Below are 15,844 nucleotides of genomic sequence, written 5' to 3'. Positions count from 1 at the left end.
TGCCGGCCGGCGGTTTGGACCATGGCCTTTCTCCTGCGCGGCGAACGCGTCCTGCACTGGCGCTCCGACGGCCCCACCGACCGGCCGGCGGTCGTCTTCGCCAATTCCCTCGGCACCGATTTCCGGATCTGGGACGCGATGCTCCCGGCCTTCGCCGGTCGCTACCGGCTGATCCGCTACGACAAGGCCGGCCATGGCCTGTCGGACACCGCCGCCGGGCCGCATGCGCTGGAGGACCATGTCGAGGATCTCCTCGCCGTGCTCGATGCCGCGGAGGTCCAAGCGGCGGCGGTCGTCGGCCTGTCCTTCGGCGGCCTGATCGCGCAAGGGGGGGCGTTGTGGGCGCCGGGGCGCGTCGCGGCGCTCGTGCTCTGCGACACGGCCGCCCGGATCGGCTCCGCGACCCTGTGGGAGGCGCGCATCGCCGCGGTCCAGACCTCCGGTCTCGCGGCGATCGCCGACAGCATCCTCGAGCGCTGGTTCTCCGCGGCGTTCCGCCGCGACCGGGCGGTCGAGCTGGCCGGCTGGCGCAACATGCTCGTGCGCACGCCGGCGGACGGCTATGCCGCGACCTGCGCGGCGATCCGCGAGGCCGACCTGACGGGAGCCGTGGCGGCGATCCGGGTGCCGACGCTCTGCCTCGTCGGCGACGAGGACGGCGCGACGCCGCCCGACGTCGTCCGCGCCACGGCCGCGCTCATTCCCGGCGCGCGGTTCGAGATCATTCCGGGCGCCGGGCATCTGCCCTGCATCGAGCAGCCGGCGCTGCTGGCCGACCTGATCCTGCATCACCTGGGGGAGGCCGGCCATGTCTGACCCGAACGAGCGCTATCGAACCGGCATGGCGACGCGCCGCTCCGTGCTCGGCGACGCCCATGTCGATCGCGCCGGCGCTGCGATCACCGATTTCGATGCCGATTTCCAGGCCTTCATCACCGAGACGGCCTGGGGCTCGGTCTGGTCGCGGCCCGGCTTCACCTTGCGCGAACGCTCGATCGTGACCATCGCGCTCCTGGCGGCCCTCGGCCATGACGAGGAGGTCGCCATGCATGTGCGCGCCACCCGCAACACCGGCGCCACGCCGGACGACATCAAGGAGGCGATGCTGCATGTCGCCATTTATGCCGGCGTGCCCGCGGCCAATCATGCGATCAAGCTGATCAAGGCCGCCTATGCCGAGATGGCGGCGGCCGAGAAGACGGAAGACTAGCGCGCGAGGCGAAGGGATGTCCGACCAGGGTTCGTTCTATCAGCGCGATCGGGGCTGGCATCCGCCGGCGCTGACGCCGCAATACAAGACCTCGGTGCTGCGCGCCCCGCGCAACGCGCTGCTGTCGCTGCCGGGCACGCTGTCGGAGATGACGGGCCCCGTGTTCGGGCATGACCGGCTCGGGCCGCTCGACAACGACCTCATCCGCAATTTCGTCCACACCGGCGAGCCGATCGGCCAGCGCATCGTCGTCTATGGCCGAGTGCTGGACGAGAATGCCCGGCCGGTCCCCGGCGCACTGATCGAGGTCTGGCAGGCCAATGCCGGCGGGCGCTACCGCCACAAGAAGGACGCCTATCTTGCGGCGCTCGACCCGAATTTCGGTGGCTGCGGGCGCATCCTCACCGACGCGGACGGCCGGTACCGCTTCCGCACCATCAAGCCCGGCGCCTATCCCTGGCCGAACGGCGTCAACGATTGGCGGCCGGCGCATATCCATTTCTCGATCTTCGGCCATGCCTTCGCCCAGCGCCTGATCACCCAGATGTATTTCGAGGGCGACCCGATGATCTGGCAGTGCCCGATCGTCTCGACCATCCCGGACAAGGCGGCGATCGAGCAATTGGTGGCGGCGCTCGACCGCAACAACACCGTCCCCATGGACGCGCTCGCCTACAAGTTCGACATCGTGCTGCGCGGGCGTCGCTCGACCCTGTTCGAGAACCGGCTGGAGGGCAATTGATGGTTCAGAAGCTCGATCAGTTCAAGGAGAGCCCGTCGCAGACCGCCGGCCCCTATGTCCATATCGGCTGCACGCCGAACCGGGTCGAGATCTCAGGCGTCTGGGACGAGGATCTCGGCCTCGTCATGGTCGGCCCCGAGACCCGGGGCGAGCGCATCCTGGTCGAAGGCCACGTCATCGACGGCTCCGGCACGCCGCTGAGGGACGCCATGGTCGAGATCTGGCAGACGGATGCGGCCGGCCTCTACAACGGGCATGGCGAGACCCGCGGCCAGGCCGATCCGGCCTTCTCGGGCTGGGGCCGGCAGCCGACCGATGCCGTCACCGGCGCATTCCGCTTCGAGACCGTCAAGCCCGGCCGCGTGCCCTTCCTCGACGGGCGGCTGATGGCGCCGCACATCACCTTCTGGATCGTGGCGCGCGGCATCAATATCGGCCTGCACACCCGGATGTATTTCGGCGACGAGGCCGCGGCGAACGCCGAGGATCCGGTGCTCGCCCGTATCGAGCACAAGGTGCGCGTCCCGACGCTGATCGCCCCGCGCAGCGACGGGGCCGGCCTGCCGACCTACACCTTCGACATCCGCCTGCAAGGGCACCAGGAAACCGTGTTCTTCGACATGTGAGATTGAGATATGGCCAAGCTCCAGACGCTGCCGGCGGGCATGGCCGGAGCCGGCCCCTCGCTCATCGAGTCGCTCGTCGGCGACGCGGAGGTCGGCGCGCTGTTCTCCGACGAGGCCGACCTCGCCGCGCTGCTGACCTTCGAGGCGGCGCTGGCCGAGGTGCAGGCCGCCATCGGGATCATCCCGACCGTAGCGGCGGAGGCGATCGCCGGAGCTTGCCGGGAGTTCAAACCGGACTGGTCGGCGCTGCGCCAGGGCATGGTGAGGGACGGCGTCGTCGGTCCGGCCCTGGTCGCGGCGCTGCGCCTCGCCGTCGGCCCGCAGCACGGGCCCTGCGTGCATGTTGGCGCCACGAGCCAGGACCTGGTCGACACCGGCCTGATGCTGCGCCTGAAGACGGCCGCCGCGCTGCTCGACGCGCGCCTTGCCGCCCTTCTCGACGATCTCGTCGCCCTGCGGCAGGCGCAGGGAGCCGTGCCGCTGATGGCGCATACGCGCATGCAGGCGGCGCTTCCCTTCACCGCGGCCGACAAGATCGAGACCTGGCTGCGCCCGCTGGAGCGGCATCGCCGACGCCTCGAGGAGATCGGCCCGCGCGTCTTCGCCCTGCAGCTCGGCGGCCCGATCGGTGTCGGCGCGGCCAAGGGCGAGCAGGGCGCCGGGCTGGTCGATGCGCTGGCGACCCGGCTCGGCCTGGCGCCGGCGGCGCCCTGGCACACGGCGCGGGACGGCATCGTCGAGCTCGGCTCGCTGCTGTCGCTGATGACAGGCGCCCTCGGCAAGCTCGGGCAGGATGTGGCGCTGCTCGCCCAGAGCGAGGTCGGCGCCGTGCGCCTCGCCCAGGGCGGCGGCTCATCGGCCATGGCGCACAAGTCGAACCCGGTCGGCGCCGAGGTACTGGTGGCGCTGGCCCGCTTCAACGCCGGCCTCGCCGGCACGCTGCATCAGGCGCTGGTGCACGAGAACGAACGCTCCGGCGCCGCCTGGACGCTGGAATGGATGACGCTGCCGCGCATGGCGATCACCGCCGGCGCCGCGCTGCGCCACGCCCGTGCGCTTGTCTCGGGGATTTCCTTCAAGCCTCTGGAGACGGATCATCCGGCCTGACGTCCTCACGGCGCCGCTCGAAGCGGTCGCTGCAGCGCCAGGTTGCGAGGACGAAGCCGCCGACCATCGCCCGGAACCGGTCCGAGGCGTCAGAACGGATAGGGCTGCGGCCCCTCGATCGTCACCCAGCGCAGATCGGTGAAGGCATCGATCGCCGCCTTGCCGCCGAAGCGTCCGTAGCCGGAGGACTTGACGCCGCCGAAGGGCATTTGCGGCTCGTCGGCGACGGTGGGTCCGTTGATGTGGCAGATGCCGGTCTGCAGGCGCCTGGAGACCGCGAGGGCGCGCTTGACGTCCCGGCCGAACACGGCTGCCGACAGGCCGTATTCGGTGTCGTTCGCCACGCGCACCGCCTCGTCGACCCCGTTCACCCGGATGATCGGCTTCACCGGGCCGAAGGACTCCTCCCGGTAGATCCGCATGGCCGGCGTCACATGATCGAGCAATGTCGCCTCCACGATGCTGCCGTCGCGATGGCCGCCGGCGACGATCGTCGCGCCGTGCTCCACGGCATCGGCGATCAGCCCGTCCATCTTCTCGGCGGCCTGCCGGTCGACCAGCGATCCCAGCACGACATGGCCGCGGGGATCGCCGGCGGGCAGCTTGCCGGCCTTGGCCGCGAACCTGGCGACGAAGGCGTCGGCAACCCTGGCATCGACGATGAAGCGCTCCGTCGACATGCAGATCTGGCCCTGGTTCAGGAAGGCGCCGAAGGCGGCGGCATCGACCGCCTGGTCGAGGTCGGCGTCGTCGAGCACCAGGAAGGGCGCCTTGCCGCCGAGCTCCAGCAGCACCGGCTTCAGATGGTCCGCCGCGAGCCTGGCGATGATCCTGCCGACCTTGGTCGATCCCGTGAAGTTGATGCGGCGGACCGCGGGATGGGCGATCAGCGCCTCGACGATCCCGGGCGCATCCGCCGGCGCATTCGACAGGACGTTGACGACGCCTGGGGGGAAGCCGGCATCGTTGAGCACCTGCCCGATCAGGTGGTGTGTGCCGGGGCAGGCTTCCGACGAGCGCAGGATCACCGTATTGCCGCAGGCGAGCGGCGTGGCGATGGCGCGCACGCCGAGGATGACGGGTGCGTTCCACGGCGCCATGCCGAGCACCACGCCGGCGGGCTGGCGCAGAGCCATCGACAGGATGCCGGGCTTGTCGGAGGGGATCACTTCGCCGGTGATCTGGGTGGTGAGGGAGGCGGCTTCGCGCAGCATGCCGGCGGCGAGGTGCACGTTGAACCCGGCCCATGGCGCCGTGGCGCCGGTCTCCTCCAGCATCAGCCTCGTAAAGTCCGGGGTGCGGCTCTCGATGAGGTCCGCCGCCTTCAACAGCAGCATGCGCCGTTCGCCCGGGCCGGTCTCCGACCATGTCTCGAAGGCCTTTGACGCCGAAGCGACCACCCGCTCGACGTCGGCGAGGGTTGCCGCCGCCGCCCGCGTCGCCACCGCGCCGGTGACCGGATCCAGGCGCTCGAAGGTCGCGCCGCCCTCGGCCCCGCTGGCGGCGCCGTCGATGATGAAGTCGAAGGTCATGTCGGTCTCCAGGATGGGCCGGCGCCGCGAGACGCGGGCCGGCGGCTGTCGGCATTGCGGAATGGTTGCGGGTCAGAAGCCGAGGACCTCGGCGTTGACCGAGGCATCGAGCCCGCCATCGACGGGCAGGTTGGCGCCGTTGATCCAGCGGGCGCCGTCCGAGCACAGGAACAGGATGGCGGGGGCGATGTCCGGCGCGGTGCCGGCCCTTCCGACCCGGGCGATGTCGCTGTCGACGCGCGCGTCGCCGAGGACGGAACGGAATTCCCTGAGGATCGGCGTCTCGACCGGGCCTGGGCTGACGGCGTTGACGCGGATGGTCCTCGCCTTGAACAGCGGCTGGTGCGCGGCCCGGAACGTCCAGAGCAGCAGCGCCTCCTTCGAGATGGGGTAGCCGAGCTCCTTGGGGATCCCGAGCTCGGCGACGACGGCGTCGACGTCCGGAAAGCCCTGGACGCCGACGAGAGCCTTGGTTCGCTCCAGATTGGCGCGCCAGCCGAAGCCGGCGATGGAGGCGACGTTGACCACGGCGCCGCCTTCGCGCAGCCGCGGCGCCACCGCTTCCGACAGGGCCCGCAGGCCGTAGAAATTGATGGCCAGCGTCTTGGCCGCGCCGAGCGTGCCCGAGACGCCCGCGACGTTGCACAGGGCGTCGAACCGTTGCGGCAGGCGGGCGACGAGATCCGTGATCGCCAGCGGGGATGAGAGGTCGGCCTCGATGAAGGCGGAAAGCGCCGCCGCCGGCGCGCGGACGTCGACGCCGATGACGTCGGCGCCGAGCTGCAGGGCGAGCTCCGCGGTTCGGGCGCCGATGCCGGAGGAGACGCCGGTGATGAGGATGGTCTTGCCGAAGAGCATGGCTTTGCCTTTCAGGTCGTGGACGTCGAGGCCGTGCCCGAGGCGCACGGGCGAACATTCGTTGGTGGTGGGCCGGCCCTGCCTATCCCTGGGATGTGGAGCCGCCGGCATGGACCGGGACCGAGGCTGTCCGCCCGTGCGGCAGGGGCGAGCCGCCGTCGGAGAACCGCAGGCGGTAGCCGACGGGCAGCAGCCGCCAGCCGGTGCGGCTCTCCAGGACCCCCCAGAGGCCGCGCGGCAGGAACAGTGCGAAGACGAGTGCGGTGGCGCCGAGGCCGACGAGGTACCAGACGCCGGCCGAACCGAACCAGGCTTCGATGGCGAAGAAGATGACGGCGCCGAGGATCGCCCCTTCGAAGGTGCCGAGGCCGCCCACCAGCACCATGAAGATCATGTAGGCCGTCCATTGCACGCTGAAATAGGTCTTCGGCTGGAACGAGATGGCGGTCGCCAGCCACAGTGCCCCGGCCATGCCGGCGCCGAAGGCGGCGAGCACGAAGACGATCCGTTTGGTTCTGAGCACCCGCACGCCCACGGCGTCGGCCGCCTCCTCGTTGTCGCGGATCGCCTGGATGGCGGCGCCGACGCGGCTGCGCAGCAGTGCGAAGACGGTGCCGAGGAGGGCGGTCATGGCGCCGAGGGCGACCCAATAGGTCAGCGCGTGCCGCGTCTCGGCCGCATAGGCGTTGAGCGCGATCAGGGACGTTCCGGTCTCGCCCTGGACCAGGCTGTCGAGATTGACCAGGAGATGGGCGAGCTCGGCCACCACCCACATGCCGATGGCGAATTCACCGGCCTTCAGCCGCAACATGAAGGCCGAGATCGGCAGCGACACCAGCCCGACGAGCAGCGCGCCGAGGACGAGGGCAGGGTAGACGCCGACGCCGAAATCGGCGAGCCGCACGGCCGCATAGGCGCCGAGGCCGAAAAAGGCCTGCTGCCCGACGGAGACGAGCCCGCCATAGCCGGCGAGCGCGTTCCACATCACCGCGAGGATGACGTAGATGAACAGCGTGGTGAGCTCGTCGACCGCATTGGCGCCGAGGACGAGCGGCCCGAAGGCGAGGCCGATCAGCACGGCGACCGCAAGGGCGACCGAAGCGATCGACAGGGGAGTCCAGCGCTCGACGGTGATGGCGGTCCTCATGCGATGCGTCCCCGTCGAATGCGGACCCAGTCGGCGATCCGGCCTCGCCACAGGCGCGCGAACAGGACGGCGAGGAAGACGGCGTGGCCGGCGATCAGAAAGCCCTGCGGGCTGATCTGGGCGCCGATGGTCTGGGCGACGCCGAGCACGATGCCGCCCAGCAGCGTGCCCCAGAGCGAGCCGGCTCCGCCGATGACCGCGGCCTCGAAGGCGAAGATCAGCTGCGGCGCGCCGGCATAGGGATCGAAGGTCGCGCGCATGGCGAGCGCGCCGCCGGCAAGGCCGACCGTGACCATGGCGATCGCGGTCGCGGCGGCATTGACGGTGCGGGCATCGATGCCGACGAGCCCGACCGTGTCCGGATCCTCGGCCGTGGCGCGGATGGCGCGTCCGAGCGGCGTGAACGACAGGAAGAGCTGCAGCCCGCCGAGGAGGACGACGGCCGTTGCGAAGATCAACGCGGCGAGCTCGCCGACATAGATGTCGTCGGTGATGGTCCAGCTGTCATAGGAGAGCGTGTCGATATAGGGCGCCAGCGACCTTGTGTCGGCCCCGAACTGCTCGAACAGGAGATTGTCGATGACGATGGCGAGCCCGAAGGTCGAGAGGATCGGTACCAGCAGGCCGCCGCGCGCGCTGCGCTCCAGCACGGCGCGCTGCAGCACCCAGCCGAGCGCGGCCATCGCCGGCAGCACCAGGCCGAGGCCGAGGAAGGGCGAGATTTCGTAGCGGTCGGCGAGCAGCCAGAGGACGTAGGCCGCGAGGACCGCAAGGCTGCCATGGGCGAGGTTGATGACCCGCATGACGCCGAACATGAAGGAGAGGCCACAGGCGATCAGCGCGTAATAGCCGCCGAGCAGCACGCCCTGGACGATCTGGTTCAGCCAAATCATCATGCCGCCGCTCCCCGGCGCAGGCCGAAATAGGCGTCCGTCACCTGCTCGCGGGTAACATCCCTGGCCCGCGCTTCGAGCACGCTCCAACCCTCCAGCATGCAGATGACGCGGTCGGCGACGGCGAGCGCCCGCTTCAGGTCCTGCTCGACCAGGATGATGGTGGTGCCGGAGGCGATCAGCCCCTGCAGCGAGGCGTAGACCCGGTCGACGGCGAGCGGCGACAGGCCGAGCGAGACCTCGTCGAGCAGCAGCACGTCCGGATTGGTCATCAGCGCCCGGCCGATCGCCGTCGCCTGCTGCTCGCCGCCGGAGAGGCTGCCGGCACGGGCCTTGCGGCGATCCCTGAGGTTGGGAAAGGCCTCCATCACCGCCTCGACGGTCCATCGGCCGCGGCGTCCCGCCGAGCGGGCGAGCAGCAGGTTCTCCTCGACCGTCATCTGGGCGAACAGGCGGCGCCCCTCCGGCACCAGGGCGATGCCCATGGCGGCGCGCCTGTGGGCCGGCATGGCCGTCACGTCGGCGCCGTCGAGCAGGACGCGGCCGCCGGCGGGGCGGTGGGCACCGGCGATGGCGCGCAGCAGCGTCGTCTTGCCGGCGCCGTTGGCGCCGATCAGGGCGAGCGTCTCGCCCTTCTCGAGGGCGAAGCCGACGCCCTTGACCGCCTGCAGCAGGCCGTGGCGGACGTCGAGATCGTCGACGGCGAGGAGGCTCATGGCGTGCTCCCGCCGAGATAGGCTGCGATGACCGCGGGATCGGCCATGACCGCGGCCGGATCGCCGTCGGCGATGATGCGCCCGGCATCCATGCAGATCAGCCGCTCCGCGACCTTGAGCAGCACGTGAACGATATGCTCGATCCAGACGATGGCGATGCCGCGCCGCTTGAGCTCGCGGATGGTGCCGACCAGTTCGCCGGCTTCGGCATCGGTGAGCCCGCCGCCGATCTCGTCGAGCAGCAGCACCGCCGGGTCGGTGGCGAGCGCCCGGGCAAGCTCGAGCCGCTTGCGGTCGAGCAGGCCGACGGTCTCCGCCCGGCGGTTGGCGATCTTCAGCATGCCGCAGAGCGACAGGGCGTCGATGGCGCGCTGATACGCCTCGTCGCGCTGGAACGCGCCGCCGCTCGAGGCGGCGACGAAGACGTTCTCGAACACGGTCATGCCGATGAATGGCCGCGGGATCTGGTGCGTCCGCACGATGCCGCGCCGGCAGCGCTCGGCGGCCGGCAGGGCCGTGACGTCCTCGCCGCGGAAGCGGATGGTCCCGGTGCTCGGTGCATGGGCGCCGACCAGGACGCTCAGCAGCGTCGTCTTGCCGGCGCCGTTCGGGCCGACGATGCCGACGGCTTCATCGGCGCGCATGGCGAAGCTCACGTCGTCCAGCACCACGAGCGCGTCGAAGCGCTTGCGGATGCCGGCGGCCGCGAGGATCGGGGCGCTGGCGTCGCGCACGGTCGTCAGCCGTTATAGGGCGCGAGCTTGGCCCCGACCGGCACGTTGGGGTCGGTGGCGTGCTCGGTCACGACATAGTCGAGCTTGAACTTGCTGCCGGCAGGGGCCTTCACCCATTGCGTGCCGATGATCGGGCCGGGCGAGACGTTGGCGACCGGACCCGCCGTGAAGTCGACCTTGCCGATCATCGTCGTCGTCTTCAGCGTGGCGATCGCCTTGGCGACCGCGGCCTTGTCCCGGGGATCTGCGCTCGCTTTCAGGGCCTCGAAGCCGGCATCGAAGAGGGACAGGCTGGCGCCGAGTTGCTGCGTCCATTGCTTGCCACTCGCCGCCTCATAGCCGTCGGCCAGCTCCGTTCCGGAAATGCCGGTCAGCGGCGACTTGTAGGGGAAGGCCTTGTGCCAATAGGCGGCGCTGGCGAGGTTGAAGCCGAGATTGCCGAGCGCCTCGACCCCGTCGGGAAACAGCCCGGTCTTGGCGATCTGCGCGATCTTGACCTGGCGGGCATAGCCCTGCTGCGCGGCCTGGCGCCAGAAGGCGGCAAAGTCCGGCGGGATCGGGAAGGAGTTGAAGATCTGGCATTTCTCCTTCTTGAACAAGGCGATCTGGGCGGAATAGTCGGTGGTGCCGTCTTCATAGGGGCCGGGGTCGACGATGCTGAAGCCCTGGCTGGCGAGCAGCGGCGCGAGATGGGCCCGGATGGCGTTGCCGTCGGCATCGTTGGGATAGAGCACGCCGACCTTCTTGTTGGTCTCGATCAGGCTCCATTGCGAGACATAGGTCTTGTAGAACTCATCGACGCCGAAGCCGAAATGGTAGGTCCACTTGAACGGCGAGGGTTGGCCCGGCTTGGCGCCGCGGCCGAAATACCAGGCTTCCCACGGCATGACGGTGGAGAGGCAGGGCACGCCGGCGGCCTCGCAGGCATCGGCGACGGGATTGATGGTCTCCGGCGTCGACACCGCCAGCATCAGGTCGACCTGGTCGCTGTTGATCAGCGTCTTGGCGAGCTGGCTGGCGCGCGAGGGATCGGACTGGGTGTCCTGGTCGAGGATCTGGATCTCGAAGGTCTTGCCGGCGACGGCGAAGCCCTTGGCGAGCGCCTTGCGCACGACCTCCAGCACATAGCCGTCCGTCTGCCCGAAGCCGGCGAGCGCGCCGGTGCGGGGGCTGATGAAGCCGACCTTGAGGACGTTGTCCGCGCCGGCGGCAAAGGCGCTGCGGGCGCCGGTCGCCAGAGCCAGCCCGCCGAGGCCGGCCGCGGCGATGAGGTCGCGGCGGGAGAGGTTCGCTCCCAGGTGTCGTGCCGGCGTCTTGTTCATTGTTGTTCCCTCCCAGGTTCAGTCCCGAGCGGCGAACCGCCGCTCAGATCGGGTAGTGCCGGGGCTGGCTGGAAATGGTGATCCAGCGCAGCTCGGTGAATTCGTGGATGGCGGCCTTGCCGCCGAAGCGGCCATAGCCGGAGGCCTTGACGCCGCCGAACGGCATCTGCGCCTCGTCGTGCACGGTCGGCCCGTTGATGTGGCAGATCCCCGCCTCGATCCGCCGGGCCACCTGCATGGCGCGGTTGAGATCGCGGCCGAACACGGCCGAGGCGAGGCCGTATTCGGTGTCGTTGGCGACACGGATCGCCTCCTCCACGCCGCGTACCCGGACGATCGCCACCACCGGGCCGAAGGATTCCTCCGCATAGATGCGCATGGCTGAGGTGACGTGATCGAGCACGGTCGCATCCATCAGCGTGCCGTTGGCATGGCCGCCGGTGAGGATGCGGGCTCCCTTGGCGACCGCGTCCTTGACCAGGCCGTCGATGCGCTCGACGGCTTCGAAGCCGACGATCGAGCCGAGCGGCGTGTTGGCCTTGCGCGGATCGCCGGCGACCAGGGTGGCGGCCTTCCGGGCGAGCTTCTCGGCGAAGGCGTCGGCGACGGTGTCGTCGACCACGATCCGCTCGGTCGACATGCAGATCTGGCCCTGGTTCATGAAGGCGCCGAAGGCGGCGGCCCTGACTGCCTCGTCGAGGTCCGCGTCCTCGAGCACGAGGAACGGGGCCTTGCCGCCGAGCTCCAGCAGGGCAGGCTTGAGATGGCGCGCCGCAGCTTCGCCGACAAGGCGCCCGACGCGGGTCGATCCGGTGAAGTTGACCCGCCGGACGGCCGGATGGGCGATCAGCGCCTCGACGATCCCGGCCGCATCCGCCGGCGCATTGCTCAGCACATTGACCACGCCGGCGCCGAGGCCCGCCTCGCGCATCACGTCCCCGATCAGCCTGTGGGTGCGGGGACAGAGCTCGGAGGCCTTGAGCACGACGGTGTTGCCGCAGGCGAGCGGCATGGCGATGGCGCGCACGCCGAGGATGACCGGCGCGTTCCAGGGCGCGATGCCGAGCACGACGCCGACCGGCTGGCGGATGGCCATCGCGGTCATGCCGGGCTGGTCCGACGGCACGATCTCGCCGCCGATCTGCGTCACGGCCGCCGCGGCCTCGCGCAGCATGTCGGCGGCGAGCGAGACGTTGAATCGGGCCCAGCCCGCGGTCGCGCCGGTTTCGTCCGCCATCGCGGCGACGAAATCGCCGAGGCGCGAGCAGAGCCCGTCGGCGGCGCGGTTGAGGCGCGCGCGCCGCTCGCCGGGGCCGGTCTCCGACCAGGCCGGGAACGCCGCGGCTGCGGCGGCGACGGCATCGGCGGCGTCGGCGAAGGTCGCGGCCGCGGCCCGGCTGGCGACGTTGCCGGTGATCGGATTGATGCGCTCGAACACCAGCCCGTCCGAGGCCGGCAGGTCCCTGTCCCGCACGAGGAGAGGCACGTCGAGCATGGATTCCTCTCCCGCGCATGCCGAGCTGGCATGCTCCGGACAGCGCGCCCGGAGCATCGAACGATCGGACGTCCCGTCGGCCCCGCCACCGGCGGGCACCGGTCGTCAACATGTCGAATGGGATCTTCGAGGCCGGTCTCGCCCGGTCCGCCTCTCCCGGATTTGCGTCTCCTGATCCACAGGTCCCGGCTCTGCGGCCGGGCTGGACAGGAGTAAGCGCCAGACTGCGGTCGCCGGGAATGCACTATTCTGGAGATCTGTTGCATTTTTCTCGACAAGGCGGCAGCTTCTCGTCGGTTCCTCACGATCGGGCCCACCATGCAGCCGTCTGCTCCCGACGTTCCCGTCCATCACGTCCCCGCGTATCGGCGCGTTCAGCCCATCTCCCATCCGACCGGCTCGGCGGTGATCGCGGCGCGGATGGAGACGGCGTTCGCGCATCGGACCTGGTCGACGGCGGGCCTCGACGGGCGGGCACGCTGCCACGCCTTCTTCGTCGGGCACGGTCGCGCCTCGTTCACCGGAGACGACGGCACGACGATCGATCTCGTCGCGCCGGTGCTGCTCTGGCTGCCGCGCCCGGCCGTCGGCGCGTTCCAGCTCCTGGCCGGCAGCGACGGTGTCACCCTGGCGGTGGCCGAGGATTTCGTCTGGCGGACGGTCGGCGACAGCACGCTGGCGGCGCATCTGCGCCTGATGCTCGAACGCGTGGTGATTGCTCCGGCAGAGCGGATCGCGCCGCATCTCGCCGAGCTCGGCACTGCCTTTTCCGCCCTTGTGCGGGAGTCCCGCGATCAGCCGCCCGGGGCCTCGGCGATGATGGCGCTGCATCTCGGCCTGGTGCTGCTGCATCTCTGGCGCGCGTCCGGCCTCGGCACCGCCACCGCCGGCCTGCGCGGCACCGCCGCCACCACGGCGCAGCGGTTCCGCCAGCTCACCGAATTGCACTATCGGGAGAATCTGCGCATCGACGACTATGCCAGCATGCTCGGGGTGACGCGGGCGCACCTGCACGATGCCTGCCTGCGCACCACCGGCCGCACGCCGCTGGGCCTGGTGCATGACCGCCTCGTCAGCGAAGCCAAGCTTCGGCTGGAGCAGACGCAAGTGCCGGTGGAGCAGGTCGGCTACGGCCTCGGCTTTCGCGACCCCGGCTATTTCAGCCGCTTCTTCAAGCGTCTGGTCGGACAGTCGCCCGGCGCCTTCCGTCAGGCGGCCGCTGCGGCGCATCCGGCCGGCGAGCCGACCTCCTTCGCGGCCTGGCCGTGATCAGACTTGCCGCAATCAGACTTGCCGGGCCCGGAACGCCACGGGCGACAGGCCGCTTTCGCGGCGGAAGAAACGGGTGAAATAGGCCGGATCGTCAAAGCCGAGCGATGCTGCCGTCTCCTTGACCTCGAGCGAGGTGAAGGTCAGGCAGCGCTTGGCCTCCAGCATGATGCGGGCATTGACGATGCCGAGCGCGGTATCGCCGAGATGGTCTCGGCACAGGCGGTTGAGATGCGTCACCGTGATGCCGAGCTGCCGGGCATAGGCTTCGATCGGCAGGCGGCGGCGAAAATCCCGGTCGACGAGCTGCCGGAACCGGGCGAGGTGGGCGAGGGCGCGGCCCCCTCTCTCGGATGGCGCGGTGTGCGGCCCGGCCGCGGTCCGGTAGGCCGCGATCAGCACCAGTGCGAGATGGGCCTCGATGGCGGCGAGCCGATGCGGATCGCGCTGCTGGAACTCGGCCCAGACCGCCGCAAGCCCGGCGGCGATGGTGCGGGCTGCATCGGGATGGTCGGCGAGCAGCAGGAGGCGCGGGGCATCGAGGCCGCGGGCCGCGTCCGGGCAGGCGCGCAGGATCTCGGCCATGTGGCGCTCGAACAGCGTCACCACCAGGCCTTCGACTGTGTGCGAAAATGAAAAGCCGTGCACCACGAGCGAGGGCAGGAGCAGCAGGCAGGGCGCCGCCAGCCGTTCGCTGCGCCCGTCGATCACCGTTTCGCCATCACCATGCTGGAGATGGAGGAGCTGGTAGAATCGTTCGTGGCGGTGCGGCTTGATGCGGAAATCATGCAGGCGGCTGCGGGCCAGGATGGTTTCGCAATGCAGCCAGTCCGAGCCGAGATGCTCGTCATGCTCGCCATAGAGAGCATAGGTCGGGATCGCCCGCATGGCCGTCTCCACACGCCGGATGTTGCGATTGTCCAAGTCTTTGTCGGCTCTGTCCATTGGCCGAAGCCGGCAGCGGGCGCATTCTTCACGGAGGGCGTGGGGGCGGCGCCGGACCGGGGAGGGGGATCGATGCGGACGCAAGTCGCCATCGTCGGCGCAGGCCCGGCCGGCCTGCTGCTCGGGCGCCTGCTGGAGCGCCGCGGCGTCGACACGATCATCCTCGAACGGCGCAGCCGCGAGCATGTGCTCGGGCGCATCCGCGCCGGCGTGCTCGAGCAGGGCACGGTCGACCTGCTCGCGGCCGCCGGTGTCGACGCGCGCCTGCACGCCGAGGGCCTGGTGCACGAGGGCATCGAGCTCTGCTTCGACGGCGACCGCCGGCGCATCGATTTCCGCGCCCTGACCGGCCGCAGCGTCACGGTCTACGGCCAGACCGAGGTGACGCGCGACCTGATGGAGGCGCGGGCCAGCTCCGGCGCTCGGTCGATCTACGACGTGGAGGCGGTGTCGCTGCACGATTTCGACGGAGAGCGGCCGCGTGTCCGCTTCGTCCGGGATGGCGTCGAGCACTGCGTCGACTGCGACTTCATCGCCGGCTGCGACGGTTATCACGGCGTCTCGCGCGCCAGCGTGCCCGCTGGGGCGCTGCGCAGCTTCGAGCGGACCTATCCCTTCGGCTGGCTCGGCGTGCTGGTCGAGCGGCCGCCGGCGGCCGCAGAACTCGTCTATGCCCATCACGAGCGCGGCTTTGCGCTCTGCTCGATGCGCTCGCATCAACGCAGCCGCTACTATGTCCAGGTCGGGGCCGAGGAGGAGGTCGCCGCCTGGCCGGACCAGCGCTTCTGGGACGAGCTGCGCCGGCGCCTCGATCCCGAGACGGCGGCAGCGGTCCAGACCGGCCCGGCGATCGAGAAGTCGATCGCGCCGCTGAGGAGCTTCGTCGCCGAGCCCTTGCGCTTCGGCCGGCTGTTCCTGGCCGGCGATGCGGCCCATATCGTCCCGCCCACGGGCGCCAAGGGCCTCAACCTCGCCGCATCCGACGTCGGCTGCCTGGCGCAGGCCCTCGCTGAACACTATGCGGAACGGTCGTCGGCGGGCCTCGACACCTATTCCGACCGCGTGCTGCAGCGCGTCTGGAAGGCCGAGCGCTTCTCCTGGTGGATGACCGCGCTTCTGCACGTCTTCCCGGGGACGGACACGTTCGGCCGCCGGATCCAGCGCGCCGAGTTCGACTATCTCGCCGGCTCGCCCGCCGCTCAGCTGGTGCTGGCGGAGAACTATACCGGCCTGCCGATGTGACCGAGG

General features: G+C 70.3%; 16 protein-coding genes. 7 read left to right on the top strand and 9 right to left on the bottom strand.

The window, feature by feature from the left end:
• Positions 1-21 precede the first annotated feature (21 nt).
• Genes pcaD through QO011_RS34630 form a run of 5 tightly spaced genes read left to right on the top strand, consistent with a single transcriptional unit; the run spans position 22 to position 3,685 of the window.
• Complete coding sequence (gene pcaD, locus QO011_RS34650) at positions 22-816, top strand: 3-oxoadipate enol-lactonase (protein WP_307282699.1); 795 nt, start codon at positions 22-24, stop codon at positions 814-816.
• Positions 809-1,210: a 4-carboxymuconolactone decarboxylase gene (pcaC, locus tag QO011_RS34645; protein ID WP_307282697.1), complete on the top strand. Its 402-nt coding sequence runs from the start codon at positions 809-811 to the stop codon at positions 1,208-1,210. Before pcaD ends, pcaC begins: the two co-directional genes overlap by 8 nt.
• A gap of 16 nt (positions 1,211-1,226) precedes the next feature.
• Positions 1,227-1,952, top strand: a complete 726-nt coding sequence (gene pcaH / locus QO011_RS34640; protein WP_307282695.1) for a protocatechuate 3,4-dioxygenase subunit beta — start codon at positions 1,227-1,229, stop codon at positions 1,950-1,952.
• Positions 1,952-2,578 carry a protocatechuate 3,4-dioxygenase subunit alpha gene (gene pcaG / locus QO011_RS34635; protein ID WP_307282693.1) on the top strand — a complete coding sequence of 209 codons (627 nt, stop codon included), beginning with the start codon at positions 1,952-1,954 and terminating at the stop codon, positions 2,576-2,578. The genes pcaH and pcaG overlap by 1 nt, the downstream gene beginning before the upstream one ends.
• Before the next feature lie 9 nt (positions 2,579-2,587).
• Positions 2,588-3,685: a 3-carboxy-cis,cis-muconate cycloisomerase gene (locus QO011_RS34630; protein ID WP_307282690.1), complete on the top strand. Its 1,098-nt coding sequence runs from the start codon at positions 2,588-2,590 to the stop codon at positions 3,683-3,685.
• 89 nt (positions 3,686-3,774) lie between these two features.
• Here QO011_RS34630 and QO011_RS34625 read toward each other — a convergent pair whose 3' ends face one another.
• The 8 genes from QO011_RS34625 to QO011_RS34590 form a co-directional block, all read right to left on the bottom strand.
• The gene (locus QO011_RS34625) at positions 3,775-5,217 is read right to left on the bottom strand and encodes an aldehyde dehydrogenase (RefSeq protein WP_307282687.1); all 1,443 of its coding nucleotides are present in this window, start codon (positions 5,215-5,217) and stop codon (positions 3,775-3,777) included.
• Positions 5,218-5,289: 72 nt separating this feature from the next.
• Positions 5,290-6,075, bottom strand: coding sequence for a coniferyl-alcohol dehydrogenase (locus QO011_RS34620; RefSeq protein ID WP_307282970.1), 786 nt, complete (start codon positions 6,073-6,075; stop codon positions 5,290-5,292).
• 82 nt (positions 6,076-6,157) lie between these two features.
• Positions 6,158-7,252 (bottom strand): branched-chain amino acid ABC transporter permease, encoded by a 1,095-nt coding sequence (locus QO011_RS34615; protein ID WP_370882058.1) that lies wholly within the window; start codon positions 7,250-7,252, stop codon positions 6,158-6,160.
• Complete coding sequence (locus QO011_RS34610; protein ID WP_307282968.1) at positions 7,219-8,115, bottom strand: branched-chain amino acid ABC transporter permease; 897 nt, start codon at positions 8,113-8,115, stop codon at positions 7,219-7,221. The genes QO011_RS34615 and QO011_RS34610 overlap by 34 nt, the downstream gene beginning before the upstream one ends.
• Positions 8,115-8,831 carry an ABC transporter ATP-binding protein gene (locus QO011_RS34605; RefSeq protein ID WP_307282682.1) on the bottom strand — a complete coding sequence of 239 codons (717 nt, stop codon included), beginning with the start codon at positions 8,829-8,831 and terminating at the stop codon, positions 8,115-8,117. Before QO011_RS34605 ends, QO011_RS34610 begins: the two co-directional genes overlap by 1 nt.
• Entirely contained in the window at positions 8,828-9,565 is a 738-nt protein-coding gene (locus tag QO011_RS34600) for an ABC transporter ATP-binding protein (protein WP_370882056.1), read from the bottom strand. Before QO011_RS34600 ends, QO011_RS34605 begins: the two co-directional genes overlap by 4 nt.
• A 5-nt stretch (positions 9,566-9,570) precedes the next feature.
• Complete coding sequence (locus tag QO011_RS34595) at positions 9,571-10,887, bottom strand: ABC transporter substrate-binding protein (protein ID WP_307282680.1); 1,317 nt, start codon at positions 10,885-10,887, stop codon at positions 9,571-9,573.
• A gap of 43 nt (positions 10,888-10,930) precedes the next feature.
• Entirely contained in the window at positions 10,931-12,382 is a 1,452-nt protein-coding gene (locus tag QO011_RS34590) for an aldehyde dehydrogenase (RefSeq protein WP_307282678.1), read from the bottom strand.
• 318 nt (positions 12,383-12,700) lie between these two features.
• Here QO011_RS34590 and QO011_RS34585 point away from each other — a divergent pair, with 318 nt between their 5' ends.
• Positions 12,701-13,651 carry a helix-turn-helix domain-containing protein gene (locus QO011_RS34585; RefSeq protein WP_307282675.1) on the top strand — a complete coding sequence of 317 codons (951 nt, stop codon included), beginning with the start codon at positions 12,701-12,703 and terminating at the stop codon, positions 13,649-13,651.
• A 15-nt stretch (positions 13,652-13,666) separates the two neighbouring features.
• Here QO011_RS34585 and QO011_RS34580 read toward each other — a convergent pair whose 3' ends face one another.
• Positions 13,667-14,539 (bottom strand): helix-turn-helix domain-containing protein, encoded by an 873-nt coding sequence (locus QO011_RS34580; protein ID WP_307282671.1) that lies wholly within the window; start codon positions 14,537-14,539, stop codon positions 13,667-13,669.
• Between the two features lie 129 nt (positions 14,540-14,668).
• On the opposite strand from QO011_RS34580, the gene pobA reads away from it, so the two are divergent.
• A complete protein-coding gene (gene pobA / locus QO011_RS34575) occupies positions 14,669-15,838 on the top strand; it encodes a 4-hydroxybenzoate 3-monooxygenase (protein ID WP_307282668.1) in 1,170 nt (389 codons plus the stop codon).
• The last annotated feature ends 6 nt before the right edge of the window (positions 15,839-15,844 follow it).

Source organism: Labrys wisconsinensis (genome assembly GCF_030814995.1).
Taxonomy (GTDB): domain Bacteria; phylum Pseudomonadota; class Alphaproteobacteria; order Rhizobiales; family Labraceae; genus Labrys; species Labrys wisconsinensis.
Note: the sequence above shows the minus strand (reverse complement) of the source record. Positions and strands in the feature narration are given on the sequence as shown.

Bases quoted from the DNA above. Each gene is read 5' to 3' on its own strand.
- pcaD (WP_307282699.1), top strand. From the start codon at position 22: ATGGCCTTTCTCCTGCGCGGCGAACGCGTCCTGCACTGGCGCTCCGAC.
- pcaC (WP_307282697.1), top strand. From the start codon at position 809: ATGTCTGACCCGAACGAGCGCTATCGAACCGGCATGGCGACGCGCCGC.
- pcaH (WP_307282695.1), top strand. From the start codon at position 1,227: ATGTCCGACCAGGGTTCGTTCTATCAGCGCGATCGGGGCTGGCATCCG.
- pcaG (WP_307282693.1), top strand. From the start codon at position 1,952: ATGGTTCAGAAGCTCGATCAGTTCAAGGAGAGCCCGTCGCAGACCGCC.
- QO011_RS34630 (WP_307282690.1), top strand. From the start codon at position 2,588: ATGGCCAAGCTCCAGACGCTGCCGGCGGGCATGGCCGGAGCCGGCCCC.
- QO011_RS34625 (WP_307282687.1), bottom strand. From the start codon at position 5,217: ATGACCTTCGACTTCATCATCGACGGCGCCGCCAGCGGGGCCGAGGGC.
- QO011_RS34620 (WP_307282970.1), bottom strand. From the start codon at position 6,075: ATGCTCTTCGGCAAGACCATCCTCATCACCGGCGTCTCCTCCGGCATC.
- QO011_RS34610 (WP_307282968.1), bottom strand. From the start codon at position 8,115: ATGATTTGGCTGAACCAGATCGTCCAGGGCGTGCTGCTCGGCGGCTAT.
- QO011_RS34605 (WP_307282682.1), bottom strand. From the start codon at position 8,831: ATGAGCCTCCTCGCCGTCGACGATCTCGACGTCCGCCACGGCCTGCTG.
- QO011_RS34595 (WP_307282680.1), bottom strand. From the start codon at position 10,887: ATGAACAAGACGCCGGCACGACACCTGGGAGCGAACCTCTCCCGCCGC.
- QO011_RS34590 (WP_307282678.1), bottom strand. From the start codon at position 12,382: ATGCTCGACGTGCCTCTCCTCGTGCGGGACAGGGACCTGCCGGCCTCG.
- QO011_RS34585 (WP_307282675.1), top strand. From the start codon at position 12,701: ATGCAGCCGTCTGCTCCCGACGTTCCCGTCCATCACGTCCCCGCGTAT.
- QO011_RS34580 (WP_307282671.1), bottom strand. From the start codon at position 14,539: ATGCGGGCGATCCCGACCTATGCTCTCTATGGCGAGCATGACGAGCAT.
- pobA (WP_307282668.1), top strand. From the start codon at position 14,669: ATGCGGACGCAAGTCGCCATCGTCGGCGCAGGCCCGGCCGGCCTGCTG.